Annotated in this window: 18 protein-coding genes; 17 read left to right on the forward strand and 1 reads right to left on the reverse strand. The window is 64.8% G+C overall.

Features of this window, described 5'->3' with window-relative positions; all coding sequences use genetic code 11:
• Window positions 1-74: 74 nt before the first annotated feature.
• A complete protein-coding gene (gene prtR, locus AC4OR5_RS28210) occupies window positions 75-845 on the reverse strand; it encodes a transcriptional regulator PrtR (protein WP_003109047.1) in 771 nt (256 codons plus the stop codon).
• 457 nt (window positions 846-1,302) lie between these two features.
• On the opposite strand from prtR, the gene AC4OR5_RS28215 reads away from it, so the two are divergent.
• From AC4OR5_RS28215 to AC4OR5_RS28295, 17 genes are all read left to right on the forward strand, one after another.
• Entirely contained in the window at window positions 1,303-1,503 is a 201-nt protein-coding gene (locus tag AC4OR5_RS28215) for a TraR/DksA C4-type zinc finger protein (RefSeq protein WP_003085132.1), read from the forward strand.
• Window positions 1,504-1,550: 47 nt separating this feature from the next.
• Window positions 1,551-1,910, forward strand: a complete 360-nt coding sequence (locus AC4OR5_RS28220; RefSeq protein ID WP_003085135.1) for a PA0613 family protein — start codon at window positions 1,551-1,553, stop codon at window positions 1,908-1,910.
• Window positions 1,911-2,368: 458 nt separating this feature from the next.
• Entirely contained in the window at window positions 2,369-2,722 is a 354-nt protein-coding gene (locus tag AC4OR5_RS28225; protein ID WP_003085137.1) for a phage holin family protein, read from the forward strand.
• Between the two features lie 21 nt (window positions 2,723-2,743).
• Window positions 2,744-3,259, forward strand: coding sequence for a hypothetical protein (locus tag AC4OR5_RS28230; RefSeq protein WP_033998607.1), 516 nt, complete (start codon window positions 2,744-2,746; stop codon window positions 3,257-3,259).
• Window positions 3,256-3,813, forward strand: a complete 558-nt coding sequence (locus tag AC4OR5_RS28235; protein WP_033938809.1) for a phage baseplate assembly protein V — start codon at window positions 3,256-3,258, stop codon at window positions 3,811-3,813. The genes AC4OR5_RS28230 and AC4OR5_RS28235 overlap by 4 nt, the downstream gene beginning before the upstream one ends.
• A gap of 152 nt (window positions 3,814-3,965) precedes the next feature.
• Window positions 3,966-4,292 (forward strand): GPW/gp25 family protein, encoded by a 327-nt coding sequence (locus tag AC4OR5_RS28240; RefSeq protein WP_003113199.1) that lies wholly within the window; start codon window positions 3,966-3,968, stop codon window positions 4,290-4,292.
• Window positions 4,289-5,176: a baseplate assembly protein gene (locus AC4OR5_RS28245; RefSeq protein ID WP_003085151.1), complete on the forward strand. Its 888-nt coding sequence runs from the start codon at window positions 4,289-4,291 to the stop codon at window positions 5,174-5,176. The genes AC4OR5_RS28240 and AC4OR5_RS28245 overlap by 4 nt, the downstream gene beginning before the upstream one ends.
• Window positions 5,169-5,702 (forward strand): phage tail protein I, encoded by a 534-nt coding sequence (locus AC4OR5_RS28250; RefSeq protein WP_003129210.1) that lies wholly within the window; start codon window positions 5,169-5,171, stop codon window positions 5,700-5,702. The genes AC4OR5_RS28245 and AC4OR5_RS28250 overlap by 8 nt, the downstream gene beginning before the upstream one ends.
• A gap of 1 nt (window position 5,703) precedes the next feature.
• The gene (locus AC4OR5_RS28255) at window positions 5,704-7,809 is read left to right on the forward strand and encodes a phage tail-collar fiber domain-containing protein (protein WP_034003590.1); all 2,106 of its coding nucleotides are present in this window, start codon (window positions 5,704-5,706) and stop codon (window positions 7,807-7,809) included.
• A 7-nt stretch (window positions 7,810-7,816) separates the two neighbouring features.
• Window positions 7,817-8,257 carry a hypothetical protein gene (locus tag AC4OR5_RS28260; protein WP_016852415.1) on the forward strand — a complete coding sequence of 147 codons (441 nt, stop codon included), beginning with the start codon at window positions 7,817-7,819 and terminating at the stop codon, window positions 8,255-8,257.
• A 42-nt stretch (window positions 8,258-8,299) separates the two neighbouring features.
• Window positions 8,300-9,460, forward strand: a complete 1,161-nt coding sequence (locus AC4OR5_RS28265) for a phage tail sheath subtilisin-like domain-containing protein (protein WP_003085173.1) — start codon at window positions 8,300-8,302, stop codon at window positions 9,458-9,460.
• 12 nt (window positions 9,461-9,472) lie between these two features.
• Window positions 9,473-9,976, forward strand: a complete 504-nt coding sequence (locus tag AC4OR5_RS28270; RefSeq protein ID WP_003085175.1) for a phage major tail tube protein — start codon at window positions 9,473-9,475, stop codon at window positions 9,974-9,976.
• Window positions 9,977-9,990: 14 nt separating this feature from the next.
• On the forward strand, window positions 9,991-10,335 hold the full coding sequence (locus AC4OR5_RS28275) for a phage tail assembly protein (protein ID WP_003085178.1): 345 nt from the start codon (window positions 9,991-9,993) through the stop codon (window positions 10,333-10,335).
• A gap of 169 nt (window positions 10,336-10,504) precedes the next feature.
• A complete protein-coding gene (locus AC4OR5_RS28280; RefSeq protein WP_058160531.1) occupies window positions 10,505-12,742 on the forward strand; it encodes a hypothetical protein in 2,238 nt (745 codons plus the stop codon).
• Window positions 12,743-12,750: 8 nt separating this feature from the next.
• Window positions 12,751-13,623 (forward strand): phage tail protein, encoded by an 873-nt coding sequence (locus tag AC4OR5_RS28285; protein ID WP_003085182.1) that lies wholly within the window; start codon window positions 12,751-12,753, stop codon window positions 13,621-13,623.
• Window positions 13,598-13,804, forward strand: a complete 207-nt coding sequence (locus tag AC4OR5_RS28290; protein ID WP_003101635.1) for a tail protein X — start codon at window positions 13,598-13,600, stop codon at window positions 13,802-13,804. Before AC4OR5_RS28285 ends, AC4OR5_RS28290 begins: the two co-directional genes overlap by 26 nt.
• A 57-nt stretch (window positions 13,805-13,861) precedes the next feature.
• Window positions 13,862-14,851, forward strand: a complete 990-nt coding sequence (locus AC4OR5_RS28295) for a phage late control D family protein (protein ID WP_058160530.1) — start codon at window positions 13,862-13,864, stop codon at window positions 14,849-14,851.
• Window positions 14,852-14,867: the final 16 nt, after the last annotated feature.

Below are 14,867 nucleotides of genomic sequence, written 5' to 3' on the forward strand. Positions count from 1 at the left end.
CGTTGAAGGAAATATAGCTCAGGTTGTTTTTCTGTGCAATAGCTGGAGTTGTAGTGCGGGCGAGCGCCAGGCGCTCACCGCACCAGGGACGGGGCGCGCCGGTGGCGTACGGTGGACCACCAGAAGACCCAGCCGATCATGCTGATCTGGCGGCTGCGCATGTCCTCCGGCGAGTACTCCTCGTCCGGGTATTCCTCGCGGTTGAAGCTGCGCAGCCGAATGCCGCCGCCGGGCAGGCGATAGACGAACTTCACCCGCAGCATGCCGTCATGTTCGAGAGCGTAGATCTCGCCATCGGTGATATGGGTGGTGGCGGTGTCCACGCCGATGGTGGAGCCATCCATGATCAGCGGTTCCATGCTGTTGCCGGTGAGTTGGGCGCAGATCGCCGCCGACGGATCGACGCCCGAGGCTCGCAGCGTGGCATAGGAAAAACGCAGCTTGCGCCCCTCTATCTCGCGTACCGCAGTGCGTCCGGCGCCGGCGGACATCTCCACTTCCTTGTACAGCGGCAGTTCCACTTCGTCTTCGTCCAGCGGTGTGTCGCTGTCCCACGGATGCAGCGGTTCCAGCACCAATGGGCTGCCATCGGCCACGGACACGGCACTGCGCGCGGCTGGAGCGCCTTCGCCGGTCTGCAGCCAGACCGGCGAGACGCCCAGGGCCGCCGCGATCTCGATCAGCTTGCGGGTGCTCTGGGCCTTGCCCGAGGTCAGCTTGTGAATGGTGTTCTGCGAAACCCCAGCCGCTTCGGCGAGGGTTTCCTGCTTCAGGTTGCGCATCGCCATGGCCTGCTTGAGGCGAGCGGCGAAGCTGTCGGGCGGGATCTGGGTGCTCTTGTCCATGCTCGGCAATCTACAGGCCGATGAATTTTCTGTAAAGAGCCTAGGTGTTGACGATAAATAGCTTTAGTTGTAATTTCTCTTCCGTCAGAAAGCGGAAGGGGTGAGTTCCACAACTTCCCACCCGCCTTTCAGAGATTTCACATGGGTGCAGGGACGCACCCGGTTGTCGGCGACCGACGATGCAGGTGCCGACTGCTTGGGTGCCGGGGCCATGGGAAAGCGCTCCGGCACCTGGAGGGCCGGAGCGCCGTCCATGCAGACGCTCCATCCCGCTCATTCATTCTGTCGCCGACCTGCTTCAGGTACGGCGGCGTCGTACAGGGAGTCATTGCCATGTCGCGAGATACGCACTCGCCATTTCCGCGCAGAGGAACGCAGGTCGCCGAACCGGCGCCGCGCATCTGTCATGTTCCATCCATTCGGCCGTCGGGCGTCGGGCACGCCAGGGAGGCTTTCCATGGCTGACCTTGCCGATCACGCCAACGAACTGGTCCTGGCTCGCCTCGACGGCCTCCTGGCGGCGCGCCCGGCGCTGGCCATCCGCGAGTCCGCGGAAGACTGCGAGGACTGCGGCGAGCCCATTCCCCAGGCGCGCCGCCGGGCGGCACCGGGTTGCAGTCGCTGCATCGACTGCCAGGACCGCCACGAGCGCCGTTGAACCGACCTCATGCCGAGCCCTCGCGGGCAGTGAAAGGAGACACGACCGTGATCAAAGCCATCGATGAAATGCTCAAGCTCTGGGCCGAGGAAATGCACGCGCCAGGCAGCAACGGAGGCGGCTACGCCGGCGGCAACCTGATCGCCATGCTGATCGCCAGCAAGGGCGAGGTGGTCCGCGGCCACCGTGGCAGCCGGGTGATCCTCGACCGTGTGGCGGAGGTCGATCGCCTGGTAAATCGCCTACCCGAGGAACTGAAGACCGTGGTGGTGGAGCACTATCTCAATCGCGACAGCTTCCCCGAGCAGAAGTACCGCCACTGCGGTTGCAGCCGCAACACCTTCTATCTGCGCCTGCATGTGGCGCACCAGGGTATCCAGGACGGCCTGTTGCGGCGGGCGGCCTGAGTTCCTGGACCGGATCCTGGTCCCCCCTGGAATTTTCCAACCGGCCTTCGGGCCGGTTTTTTTATGCCTGTCGCCCATGGAGGCGGCGAGCCCCATGCACAGCAGCGGACCCTGCACGGTAGAGGCGGGGTCGGGCTGGCGGATCCATCCTTTTCGTCAGTCGATGCCGGGCTTTTCCATATCGGAAGTGGGTACGCGCTTGCCCGGATGCCTGGCGAAGGTTCCCAGGGCGGTATATCACCCTCATATCGTGGTGCGTCTCCCTCCTATTGCAGTGGATTGTCGAGAAGGCATTGCCGGGCTGGGAATCGGGCGGTAAAAAGTAGTCATTCTTGTAAAGGTGCGTCCCCAGGGAGGCACTCGTGAAGCACCGGAACCCGGCCCTGGCGCCGGGTTTTTTATTGCCCGGGAAAACGTTCGTGCGGACGTGCCCGGCGCTGCCTGCCAAGGAGGGACTCATGGGCAACGAACCGCAGACACTGACGGAAATGCCGCTCTGGGTACTGATCCTGCTCGCCGCGCTGGGCGGCGTCAGCGGCGAGATGTGGCGTGCCGACAAGGCCGGTCTCGGCGGCTGGGCCTTGTTGCGGCGCCTGGCGCTGCGCTCCGGCGCGTCGATCGTCTGCGGCGTGGCGGTGATGCTGTTGGCGTTGGCTTGCGGCGCCGCGCTGCTGTTCGCCGCGGCGCTGGGCAGCCTGACCGCCGCGGCCGGCGCGGAGATCGCCGTCGGCCTCTACGAACGCTGGGCCGCCCGGCGCCTGGGGGTTTGCGAGCTGCCCGAGGAACAGTCGGGCGACCGTGGCCCGCATTGAAACTGATCGAAGGAGTCAACCATGCCTGAACAGGCTGTCACGCTCGAGGCTCTGTACGCGGCCATCGAGCAGGTACTGCGTGAGCGTCTGCCGGAGGTGCAGTTGATCGGCTTCTGGCCAGGCGTGCCGGAAAATACCCCGGCGGTTTCCCTGGAAATGGCCGAGCTGCTGCCCGAGCGCGATCCCGGTACCGGCGAGAGCGCCCTGCTGTGCCGCCTGCAGGCGCGGATAATGGTGCCGCCTGGTGCCGATCGCCAGGCGGTATCCATTGCTTGCGGAATCGTTCGGACATTGCGCGAGCAGACCTGGAACCTGTCTCTGGAACCGGCGCGCTTCGTACGCTCGGCCGTCGACGGCAGTCGCGAGGAGCTGAAGAGCCTGCGTGTCTGGCTGGTCGAGTGGACGCAGTCGCTGCGTCTCGGAGACCCGGAGTGGGCCTGGGAGGACCAGCCGCCGGGCAGCCTGATGCTGGGCTTCGACCCGCAGACCGGCCCCGGCCATGAGCCGGACTACTTTGCTCCGGAGGCGTTGGCATGAGCTATGTCAGTGCGGAGCATGACCGCATGCTCGCCGCGATGATCCTGCCCTGCGTGGTGGTCGCCGTGGACCTGGCAGCGGCGCGGGTACGGGTGCGCTCCGGCGACTGGACCAGCGGCTGGCTGCGCTGGCACTCCCTGGCAGCCGGCAAGGTTCGCCACTGGCGTGCGCCGAGCATAGGCGAACAGGGGGTACTGCTCAGTCCGTCGGGCGGAGTGTCAATGGGTACCTTTATTCCCGGTCTGTACGGCGATGCGGGCACGGCGCCGGACAACAGCGCCAGCAGTGAGACCTGGCGTTTCGACGACGGCGCCTCGTTGAGTTACGACTGGGCTGCGCATCGCTACCGCGTCGAGATGCCCAGCGGCACCGTGGAAGTGAGGGTCGGCGCCAGCGAGGTGCGGGTCAGCGACGGGGCGGTCAGTCTCAAGGCGCCGAAGATCAGCCTGGAAGGACCGGTGGAGATCGCCGGGACACTGACGGTCAGCGGAGACATCCTCGGCGGCGGCTCGATCATCGACACCGCCGGCAACAGCAACCACCACACCCATTGAACATACGACGGGGCTGCCGAAGGGCGGTCCGTCGAACATTCAACCGGCCCGCGCGAGCGGGCCTTTTCGTTTGCGGAGTTCGCCATGGGCAACACTCACAGCCATTCGGAGCCAGGCGCGGCCTGTCTCTGCCGGAGCGGGAGGGCAGGGCGATGATCGGGATGGATCGCCGTAGCGGGCTACCCCTGTCCGGCCTGGCTCATCTTAAACAGTCCGTCGAGGACATCCTGACCACCCCGTTGGGCAGCAGGCGCATGCGCCCCGAGTACGGCAGCAAGCTGCGGCGGATGGTCGACATGCCGGTGAGCGAAGGCTGGAAAAGCGCCGTGCAGGCCGAGGTAGCCCGTTCCCTGGGGCGCTGGGAACCGCGCATCGGATTGTCTGCCGTGCGAGTCGTCGCGGTCGTCGATGGCCGCGTGGATCTGCTCCTGAGCGGCGTGTTCGAGGGCGAGAACATCAATATGGAGGTCTCGGCGTGATCATCGATCTTTCCCAGTTGCCGGAGCCAGAGGTTATCGAAAACCTCGATTTCGAGACGATTTACCAAGAGCTGTTGGGCGACTTCCGCGAAGCCATGGCTGGCGAATGGACAGCGGAGGTGGAGTCCGATCCGGTTCTCAAGCTTCTGCAACTGGCGGCCTATCGAGAACTGCTGCTGCGGGCGCGGATCAACGATGCGGCGCGGGCGGTGATGCTGGCATACGCCAGCGGTGCCGATCTCGACCAGATCGGTGCCGGCTTCAATGTGCAGCGTTTGCTGATCAGGCCCGCTCAGCCCGAGGCGGTACCGCCGGTGGAGGCGCAATACGAGAGCGACAAGTCGCTGCGCAATCGCATCCAGCTCGCGTTCGAGCAGCTATCCGTCGCAGGACCGCGGAACGCCTATATAGCCCATGCGCTGGGCGCGGATGGAAGGGTGGCGGATGCCTCTGCGACCAGTCCGGCGCCCTGCGAAGTGCTGATCAGCGTGCTCGGGGTGGAAGGCAACGGGCAGGCACCGGAAGCGGTGTTGCAGGCAGTGCGCCTGGCGCTGAACGCGGAGGACGTGCGTCCTGTCGCGGATCGGGTAACGGTGCGCTCGGCAGGCATCGTTCCCTATCAGGTCAAGGCGCAGCTCTACCTGTTTCCCGGTCCCGAGGCCGAACTGATCCGTGCCGCCGCCGAGGCTTCGCTGCGCGACTACATTTCCGCCCAGCGCCGCCTGGGCCGCGACATCCGGCGTTCGGCCCTGTTCGCCACCCTGCATGTCGAAGGCGTGCAGCGCGTCGAACTGCAGGAGCCTGCGGCCGACGTGGTCCTGGATGAAACCCAGGCGGCCTATTGCACGGGGTACGCGATCACCTTGGGAGGCGTCGATGAGTAGCCGACTGCTGCCGCCAAACAGGAGTTCTCTGGAACGCTCTCTGGGTGATGTATTGCCTGCCGAACTGCCGGTGCCGCTTCGTGAGCTTCACGATCCGGCACGCTGTGAGGCGGCCTTGTTGCCCTACCTGGCCTGGACGCGCTCGGTGGACCGCTGGGACCCGGACTGGAGCGACGAGGCCAAGCGCAATGCGGTAGCGACGTCCTTCGTCCTGCACCAGCGCAAAGGCACGCTGACCGCGTTGCGCCAAGTGGTCGAGCCGATCGGTGCGCTGAGCGAGGTCACCGAATGGTGGCAGCGAAGCCCGACCGGCGTGCCGGGGACCTTCGAGATCACCGTGGACGTCAGTGACCGTGGCATCGACGAAGGCACCGCACTGGAGCTGGAGCGCTTGCTCGATGACGTCCGCCCGGTGAGTCGACACCTGACCCGCCTGGACCTGCGCATCACCCCGGTAATCCGGTCCCGTCACGGACTGGCCGTGACCGACGGCGACACCCTGGAAATCTTCCCCTGGAAACAGTGACATGACGACCAATACTCCGAAATACGGTGGCCTGCTCACCGACATAGGTGCCGCTGCGCTGGCTGCGGCCAGCGCAGCAGGCAAGAAATGGCAGCCGACTCATATGCTGATCGGCGATGCTGGCGGTGCGCCAGGCGACACGCCGGATCCATTGCCTTCGGCGGCGCAGAAGAGCCTGATCAACCAACGCCATCGGGCCCAGCTGAATCGGCTGTTCGTTTCCGACAAGAACGCCAATACCTTGGTTGCCGAGGTGGTGCTGCCAGTTGAGGTAGGTGGCTTCTGGATCCGCGAGATCGGCCTGCAGGATGTCGACGGCAAGTTCGTCGCGGTATCCAACTGCCCGCCCAGCTACAAGGCAGCAATGGAAAGTGGCAGTGCGCGGACCCAGACCATTCGGGTGAACATCGCACTCTCCGGGCTGGAGAATGTCCAGCTGCTGATCGACAACGGCATCATCTACGCCACTCAGGACTGGGTGAAGGAAAAGGTCGCTGCCGATTTCAAGGGCCGCAAGATCCTGGCTGGCAATGGCCTGGTCGGTGGGGGCGATCTTTCTGCCGACCGCAGCATTGGCCTGGCGCCTTCCGGCGTGACGGCGGGCAGCTATCGCTCGGTCACGGTGAACGCCAACGGGGTGGTCACCCAGGGCAGCAATCCGACCACCCTGGCCGGCTATGCGATCGGAGATGCCTATACCAAGGCCGATACCGACGGAAAACTGGCGCAGAAAGCGAACAAGGCCACCACCCTAGCCGGCTATGGCATCACCGATGCGCTGCGAGTCGATGGCAACGCCGTGTCATCCAGCAGGCTGGCCGCACCGCGCAGCCTGGCAGCCAGTGGCGATGCCTCCTGGTCGGTGACCTTCGACGGCAGTGCCAATGTTTCTGCGCCGCTGAGTCTTTCCGCTACCGGTGTGGCGGCGGGCAGCTATCCGAAGGTGACCGTGGATACGAAGGGAAGGGTGACTGCTGGAATGGCGCTGGCGGCGACGGACATTCCCGGGCTGGATGCGTCGAAGCTGGTCAGCGGGGTGCTGGCCGAGCAGCGTTTGCCGGTATTCGCGCGCGGGTTGGCTACTGCTGTCTCGAACAGTAGCGATCCGAACACCGCGACCGTGCCGTTGATGCTGACCAATCATGCGAACGGACCTGTTGCCGGACGATACTTCTACATCCAGTCGATGTTCTATCCGGATCAGAACGGCAATGCTTCGCAGATTGCAACGAGCTACAACGCTACATCCGAGATGTATGTACGGGTGTCCTACGCGGCCAACCCTAGCATCCGGGAGTGGTTGCCCTGGCAGCGCTGCGACATTGGAGGTTCCTTCACGAAGACGACTGACGGGACCATTGGAAATGGCGTCAATATAAACAGCTTCGTCAATTCCGGATGGTGGTTGCAATCGACATCGGAATGGGCGGCGGGTGGAGCTAACTATCCCGTGGGGCTGGCCGGTTTGCTGATTGTCTACCGCGCACATGCAGACCATATCTATCAGACCTACGTAACACTCAACGGAAGCACATATTCGCGCTGCTGCTATGCGGGCTCTTGGCGTCCGTGGCGGCAGAACTGGGACGATGGAAACTTCGATCCGGCCAGCTACCTGCCAAAGGTGGGATTTACCTGGGCGGCTTTGCCGGGTAAGCCGGCAACTTTCCCGCCCTCAGGGCATAACCACGATACCAGCCAGATCACCTCCGGCATCTTGCCTCTCGCTCGTGGTGGCCTTGGCGCCAATACAGCGGCCGGAGCACGCAACAACATTGGTGCCGGAGTGCCGGCCACGGCGAGCCGGGCGCTCAATGGTTGGTGGAAGGACAACGATACCGGTCTGATCGTCCAGTGGATGCAGGTGAACGTAGGAGATCATCCCGGTGGAATAATCGATCGTACCTTGACGTTCCCGATCGCGTTCCCTAGCGCCTGTCTGCATGTCGTACCGACTGTCAAGGAGGTGGGGCGACCAGCGACGTCCGCGTCGACCGTTACGGTCGCCGATGTCAGCGTCAGCAACACGGGATGTGTGATCGTTTCCTCCGAGTACTACGGACTGGCTCAAAACTATGGCATCAGAGTGATGGCCATCGGCTATTGAGGTGAAAATGATTTTTTTCCATGCCGCCACGGGCGGCTTTTATTCGAAGGAAATTCATGGGTCCCGCATGCCTCTGGAGGATGAAATGCATCCTCTCGAAGACGCCGAGTACCAGGCTCTTCTTCGTGCGCAGAGCGAAGGGAAACGAATTGTCACGGACCACACCGGTCGCCCTATCTGCGTCGATCCGCCGGCTCCGGCCAAGGACATTCTCGTCCAACGGGAACGCATCTGGCGCGACCGGCAGTTACAGCTCACCGACGGGCCTCTCGCTCGGCATCGTGACGAGCAGGACCTGGGAAAAACTACGACTCTGAGCCAGGAGCAGCTTCGTGAGCTAACTCTCTATCGCGCCGTTCTTCGCGACTGGCCTATTGCCGCGGAGTTTCCCGACCTGAACGCAAGGCCCGAGCCGCCTGCCTGGCTCCAATCGCTCATCACCCCCTGAACCCCGCCTCGTGTGGGGTTTTTCATTAATGGAGATCTACCTATGAGTTTCTTCCACGGCGTTACGGTAACCAACGTCGATATCGGTGCGCGCACCATCGCGCTGCCGGCCAGTTCCGTCATCGGCCTCTGCGATGTGTTCACGCCGGGGGCGCAGGCAAGCGCCAAGCCCAACGTTCCGGTGCTGCTCACCAGCAAGAAGGACGCCGCCGCGGCGTTCGGCATCGGCTCGTCGATCTACCTGGCCTGCGAGGCCATCTACAATCGTGCCCAGGCCGTGATCGTGGCGGTGGGCGTGGAAGCCGCGGAGACTCCCGAGGCCCAGGCCAGCGCCGTCATAGGTGGTGTCAGCGCCGCCGGCGAGCGCACCGGACTTCAGGCTCTGCTAGACGGCAAGAGCCGCTTCAATGCTCAGCCGCGTCTACTAGTTGCGCCGGGTCATTCGGCCCAGCAAGCGGTGGCCACCGCCATGGACGGGCTGGCCGAGAAACTGCGGGCCATCGCCATTCTCGATGGTCCCAATAGCACCGACGAGGCGGCCGTCGCCTACGCCAAGAACTTCGGCAGCAAGCGCCTGTTCATGGTCGACCCGGGCGTGCAGGTTTGGGACAGCGCCACCAATGCCGCACGCAACGCCCCGGCTTCGGCCTACGCCGCCGGCCTGTTCGCCTGGACCGACGCCGAGTACGGCTTCTGGTCCTCGCCGTCGAACAAGGAGATCAAGGGCATCACCGGCACCAGCCGTCCGGTGGAGTTCCTCGACGGCGATGAGACCTGTCGCGCCAACCTGCTCAACAACGCCAATATCGCCACGATCATTCGCGACGATGGCTATCGCCTGTGGGGCAATCGCACCTTGTCCAGCGACAGCAAGTGGGCTTTCGTCACCCGCGTTCGGACCATGGACCTGGTGATGGATGCGATCCTCGCCGGGCACAAGTGGGCGGTGGACCGCGGCATCACCAAGACCTACGTGAAGGATGTCACCGAGGGCCTGCGCGCCTTCATGCGCGATCTGAAGAACCAGGGCGCGGTGATCAACTTCGAAGTCTATGCCGACCCGGACCTGAACAGCGCCAGCCAGCTGGCCCAGGGCAAGGTGTACTGGAACATCCGCTTCACCGATGTGCCGCCTGCCGAGAACCCCAATTTCCGTGTCGAGGTGACCGATCAGTGGCTCACCGAAGTTCTGGATGTCGCCTAAGGAGCGCCCGTGATGATTCCGCAAACCCTGACCAATACCAACCTGTTCATCGACGGCGTGAGCTTCGCCGGTGACGTGCCATCCCTGACCCTGCCCAAGCTGGCTGTGAAGACCGAGCAATACCGTGCCGGCGGCATGGATGCACCGGTATCCATCGACATGGGCCTGGAGGCGATGGAGGCCAAATTCTCCACCAACGGTGCCCGCCGAGAAGCGCTGAATTTCTTCGGCCTGGCCGACCAGAGCGCTTTCAATGGCGTGTTCCGTGGCTCCTTCAAGGGCCAGAAGGGCGCCAGCGTGCCAGTGGTGGCTACCCTGCGCGGCCTGCTCAAGGAGGTCGACCCGGGCGACTGGAAGGCCGGCGAGAAAGCCGAGTTCAAGTACGCCGTTGCGGTCAGCTACTACAAGCTGGAAGTCGATGGCCGCGAGGTCTACGAGATCGATCCGGTCAACGGTGTCCGCGCGATCAACGGTGTCGACCAGTTGGCCGGCATGCGCAACGACCTCGGCCTGTAAGAGGAGCTCCGGACATGACCCAAGAGAATCGACTGCCGGGCTGGCTGACGCTGGATGCCGACGCCGCCCTCGTTCGTCTCTCGCGTCCGGCACAGTGCAACGGGGTCAGCGTCGACACGCTGACCCTGCGTGCACCCACCGTGCGTGATATCCGCCTGGCCGGCAAGGTGGCCGGCGACGATGCCGAGGAGCGCGAACTGCAACTGTTCGCCTCGCTGGCGCAGGTCAGCCGCCAGGACCTGGAGGGGCTGAAGCTGAGCGACTACCAGCGGCTGCAAGGCGCCTACTTTCGCCTGGTGCAAGACGACACGGACGACACCTTCGCGTATGCGTCAACTGGCGAGGCGCCTGGCCATTGAGCTGGGCTTCCAGGCCAGCGAACTGGAGCGCATGACCCTGGGCGACCTGCTCTGGTGGCTCGCCGAGGGCGAGGAGTGAGCGACGGCGCCGTCCGCCAGGCGAGCGGCGCCCGCGCTACTTCAGTAGGTCCGCGGTGGCGGACATCGATAACAGACGAGACGAACCGTCATGAGTAAAGACATGGACCTGGTGGTCTCCATCGGCGGCATCGCCGACCCCTCCTTGGGCAAGGCATTCGAGACCGTCAAGGCACGGCTCGACAGTCTCCAGGAACGTTCCCGCCAGGCGTCCAGCCTGAGGGATGTGCTGGGAGACGCCATACGCCTGGAGCGAGAACTCGCCGATATGCGCAAGGTCGGGGACCGCGGCGTTGCTGAGCATGCCCGGCAGCTTGGCGAACGCCAGGAGCAACTGAAGCGACTCGGCATCGAGGCCAGGGCCGCGGGCGATGCCTACGCTCGACTGGGCGAGATGCAGCGTGGCCTGGATATGCAGGTCCGCGGCCTGCAACGGCTGGAGCAGGCCAGCCAGGCAATGCCATTGGCTAGCGCATTTTCCGGACTGGTCGTGGAAGCCAGCAAGACGGCTGCCGGTTATCAAGCGCGGTTGCGCGACCTGGCGATCCGCAACGGCCTGGACGTCGGCCGGGAGCCAGCCTTGGCATCCCTGATCCAGGACCGTGCCAGCCAGAGCGGCCTGGGACGCACGGCGACGCTGGACATGCTGGAGCACTTGAACGCCACCGGCATGGGGTTCGCCGCCGCGCAAATGAATCTGGGACTGGCGGGCCGCTTCGGCTTTGGCCAAGGGATTGCTTCAGCCGAGGCTGCGGGGCTGGTTCGAGCGTTGCAACTGGCCCAGGGTTCGGACTCGCCAGAGCAATTGTCCGCCTCCCTCGACCGCCTGGTCGTCCTGGGTAAAGGCAGAGTCGGCAGTGAGGCCCTGGCGCGTCGCCTGCCTGCCTTGTTGTCAGCGCTGGGCAATGCGGGAGAGGCCACGGCCGGCGATGTCGGTGCACTGGGGGCCTTGCTGGAGATTCAGGCAAAGAACACCACGCCAGACAAAGCGGACGTGCGGATGAAGGCCTGGCTGGAGTTCGTCAGCAGCGGCAGCTTGAAACGCGCTTATGGCCAGGACTACGACCGGGACCTGGAAGCGCTGCGCAAGGACGGAGCGAGTCTGCTGGAGGCCAACCTGGAGCTGGCTGCGCGCTATCGGGATAAGGGCGGCAAGCTCAGCGCCGGTGCGGCGTCGCCGGCGCTTGAAGCCTATCGAGCGTCGCGCGGCGAGTTCCAGGGCTTGCTCGAATCCCAGCAGTCTTCCGTAGGCTCTTCGGAGCGCGATGCGCAGCGTCGCAAGGGGATGTCCCAGGAGCTGTGGAAGGCTTCCAGCGACAGTTGGGAGAGGGCGCAGACCGCTTTGGGCAGCGCCCTGAATCCATATCTGGACAACCTGGCCAAGGGGAGCGCGGTACTCGGCGAGTCGACTGCGGAACTGCTCGAAGCCTATCCGCGGACGACGGCCGGTCTTACCGCCGCCGCAGGTGCGGTGTTATCCGGGTATCTCGCCTACAAGGGAGGGCGCGGCGCTATCGACGTGCTGCGTGGCGGTCGGCTCGGTCGGCGAGGGAGCGCTGCCGTCGGCGACCTGATCGAACGGGGTGCAGGCCGGGTATCGGGTGGTAGCGAAATACAGCGCGTGTTCGTTACCAACTGGCCGGTGCCGGGAGGCGACTCTACGCTGGAGTCCGCGAGGAGGCCAGCACAACGAAAGCGCGGTCAAACACCACGCAGGAAGAGAGGCAAGGGCGGTGGGCTGAAGGCCCGCTCCCTTCCATCCCTTGGCTTCTCGGCTGGAGGAGGCTTGGGGGCGATGGCAGGAAAGCTGCCGCGCCTGTCGCGTTTGCCCATACGCAACGCGCCGCTGCAAGTGGCCTCGTCGTTGATCGATGTTGCTGAGGTTTACTCCAGCGACCTGTCGGAGAGCGAAAAGACCATCGCCTATGGCGAGGCCGGTGGCTCCCTGGCTGGTTCCCTGGCTGGCGCCGCTCTGGGAGCGAGCATCGGCTCGGTGGTGCCGGTGGTCGGTACGCTGATCGGTGGATTGGTTGGCGGCGCTATCGGCGCCTGGGGCGGTAGCGAACTGGGGGGGCGTCTGGGACGCAGTCTGGCTGGCGATCCGCCGGCGGCCTCGGACAACAAGCCGGCGGTGCCCGCGCCACAGGCCGAGCCCGTCGCGGCTGCGCCCAACTGGACCTTCGCGCCGCAGATCAACCTGACGGTGCAAGGCAACGTACACGAGCCGCAGCGCCTGGCCGACGAGTTGCTGCCCTACCTGCAACGCATGCTTGTCGACTTCGCCGACGAGCGGCAGCGGCGCAGCCTCTACGACCCGGCGATGGTCTAAGGAGTCCCATGGCATATCTGGAACAATTGCAGGCCGGCCTGAGGTACCTGGGTCGCGCCGGCGAGTCCGGACGCAAGAGTCTGGACAAGGTGGTCGCTCCGGTGAACGGTGCGATCAGCGAGATCCGCGGCGCAGCCGCGGAGCTGGAGAACCTGCCCGGCGTATCGCCGGAAATGGCTGCCCGGCTGCAGCGTGCCATGCGCGGCATCGGCCAGGCGCAGGGCAAGGTGAACCGCGTGGTCTCCACCTATGACCGGGCGAGCCGGGCGTTGCTTGGTATCGACGAACGCCTGGATGCGCTGAAGGTGCAGGTGAACAGTGCCGCGCAGGCGGTCGGCAAGGTCGCTGGCGACATCAGTCCGACGCTGGCGGGGGTGCTGCCGTCGTGGCTGCTGGCACCCTCGGCGACGCCCCCGAGCGAGGCCGCAGCGCCCTTGCCGCACCTGCTGGTACTGCAGCCGCTGACCGCCAATGCCCAACCGTTCTACTTCAACCTGAATACTGCCGCCTTCGACGCCCTGCAGCGCAACAGTGCCTACAACTGGAGCGGGCAGGTGCGCCTGGGTCGGCGGCCGGCGCTGCAGAGCGTCGGCATGGGCGAGGAGAGCATCCTGCTCAAGGGGGCGGTATTCCCGCTGCGTCGACAGGTAGGCAACCAGGAAAAGGTCGTCGGTCTGGAGCAGCTCGAAGCGCTGCGCCGGTTGGCGGAGCGGCGTGAGCCGCTGATCCTGAGCAGCGGCTACGGCGAGGTGCAGATGGGCCTCTGGTGTCTGGTGCGGATCAGCGAGAACCAGAGCGCCCTGCTGGGCAACGGCGCTCCCCGCAAACAAACCTTCGACCTGGAGTTCAAGCGCTATGGCGACGACCTGCCGAACCGCTGACGGCGACATGCTGGACAGCCTCTGCTACCACGTCTATGGCCATCTGTTGGGCTGCGTCGAGGCGACCCTCGACGCCAATCCCGGGCTGGCCGATGAGCAGCAGCCATTCCGCGCCGGCTTGCTGATCAGTTTCCCTGACATGCCGGTGGTCAATGTCGAACAGGTGCGCCTGTGGGATTGATCGACCGCTCACCCGCAACCCCGCCTTGGCGGGGTTTTTCTTTTCTGGAGAGATCAGGTGCAACCGAGTTTCCGTATCGTTGCCGACGGCACCGACGTCACCCAGCAGCTGAATGACCGCCTGCTCAAGCTGACCTTGCTGGACAAGCCGGGCATGGAGTCCGACAGCCTGACCTTGAAGATCGACGATCGCGATGGACAGGTGGCCTTACCCAGGCGCGGTGCGGTGCTGGAGGTTCATCTCGGCTATGCCGGCGAGCCACTGATGCGCATGGGACGCTTTACCGTGGACACCTTGCAGTGGGCTGGTCCGCCGGACTGCCTGACCGTCACTGCCAAGGCCGGCGACATGCGCGGCAGTGGCAAGACGATACGCAGCGGCGGTTGGGAGGGCACTACCCTGGCTCAGGTCTGCCGCGATGTTGGCGCACGCAACGGCTGGCGCGTGGAGTGTCCGTTGCAGGTGGCGATCGCCCGGGTCGACCAGGTCAACGAGTCCGACTACCACTTCGTCACCCGTCTGGCGCGCCAGTACGACTGCACCGCCAAGCTGGCCGAGGGCATGCTCATGGTGCTGCCGCGACAGAGCGGGCAGAGCGCCACGGGGCGTCGGATCGAACCTTTGGTGTTGGGACGTGCTGACGTCGGCAGCTTCGACGTTACCTTCGACGACCGCAGCCTGATGAGAACGGTGAAGACCCGCTACCAATTGCCCGGCAGCGGCGAGGTCAAGAGCGTCGAGCTGAAGAACCCGAAGGCACCGGCTACGGCTATGGGCGAGCATGTCGACCGGCACCTCTATGCCAGCCGTGGAGAAGCCGAGCAGGCGGCGAAGTCTCGCCTGGCGAGCTTCAGCCGCTCCAGCGCCAGTGTGCGCCTGGAACTGCCAGGGCGTGGCGACCTGTTCGCCGAGCGCAGACTGCTGCTCCAAGGCTTCAAGGCGGGAATCGACGGCGAGTTCCTGATCGACTCGGTGGAGCACACCTACAGCTCCAGCGGATGGACCACTGTCGTGCAATGCAACGGAGGCCGAGGCGGCAAGGGGTGACGCCTGAAACCCATCG

The organism is Pseudomonas sp. YA1 (assembly GCF_058680555.1).

What these genes read in the sequence shown, in the direction of transcription:
- prtR (WP_003109047.1), bottom strand. Translation starts at nt 845, where the DNA reads ATGGACAAGAGCACCCAGATCCCGCCCGACAGCTTCGCCGCTCGCCTC.
- AC4OR5_RS28215 (WP_003085132.1), top strand. Translation starts at nt 1,303, where the DNA reads ATGGCTGACCTTGCCGATCACGCCAACGAACTGGTCCTGGCTCGCCTC.
- AC4OR5_RS28225 (WP_003085137.1), top strand. Translation starts at nt 2,369, where the DNA reads ATGGGCAACGAACCGCAGACACTGACGGAAATGCCGCTCTGGGTACTG.
- AC4OR5_RS28230 (WP_033998607.1), top strand. Translation starts at nt 2,744, where the DNA reads ATGCCTGAACAGGCTGTCACGCTCGAGGCTCTGTACGCGGCCATCGAG.
- AC4OR5_RS28235 (WP_033938809.1), top strand. Translation starts at nt 3,256, where the DNA reads ATGAGCTATGTCAGTGCGGAGCATGACCGCATGCTCGCCGCGATGATC.
- AC4OR5_RS28240 (WP_003113199.1), top strand. Translation starts at nt 3,966, where the DNA reads ATGATCGGGATGGATCGCCGTAGCGGGCTACCCCTGTCCGGCCTGGCT.
- AC4OR5_RS28250 (WP_003129210.1), top strand. Translation starts at nt 5,169, where the DNA reads ATGAGTAGCCGACTGCTGCCGCCAAACAGGAGTTCTCTGGAACGCTCT.
- AC4OR5_RS28255 (WP_034003590.1), top strand. Translation starts at nt 5,704, where the DNA reads ATGACGACCAATACTCCGAAATACGGTGGCCTGCTCACCGACATAGGT.
- AC4OR5_RS28260 (WP_016852415.1), top strand. Translation starts at nt 7,817, where the DNA reads ATGATTTTTTTCCATGCCGCCACGGGCGGCTTTTATTCGAAGGAAATT.
- AC4OR5_RS28265 (WP_003085173.1), top strand. Translation starts at nt 8,300, where the DNA reads ATGAGTTTCTTCCACGGCGTTACGGTAACCAACGTCGATATCGGTGCG.
- AC4OR5_RS28270 (WP_003085175.1), top strand. Translation starts at nt 9,473, where the DNA reads ATGATTCCGCAAACCCTGACCAATACCAACCTGTTCATCGACGGCGTG.
- AC4OR5_RS28275 (WP_003085178.1), top strand. Translation starts at nt 9,991, where the DNA reads ATGACCCAAGAGAATCGACTGCCGGGCTGGCTGACGCTGGATGCCGAC.
- AC4OR5_RS28280 (WP_058160531.1), top strand. Translation starts at nt 10,505, where the DNA reads ATGAGTAAAGACATGGACCTGGTGGTCTCCATCGGCGGCATCGCCGAC.
- AC4OR5_RS28285 (WP_003085182.1), top strand. Translation starts at nt 12,751, where the DNA reads ATGGCATATCTGGAACAATTGCAGGCCGGCCTGAGGTACCTGGGTCGC.
- AC4OR5_RS28290 (WP_003101635.1), top strand. Translation starts at nt 13,598, where the DNA reads ATGGCGACGACCTGCCGAACCGCTGACGGCGACATGCTGGACAGCCTC.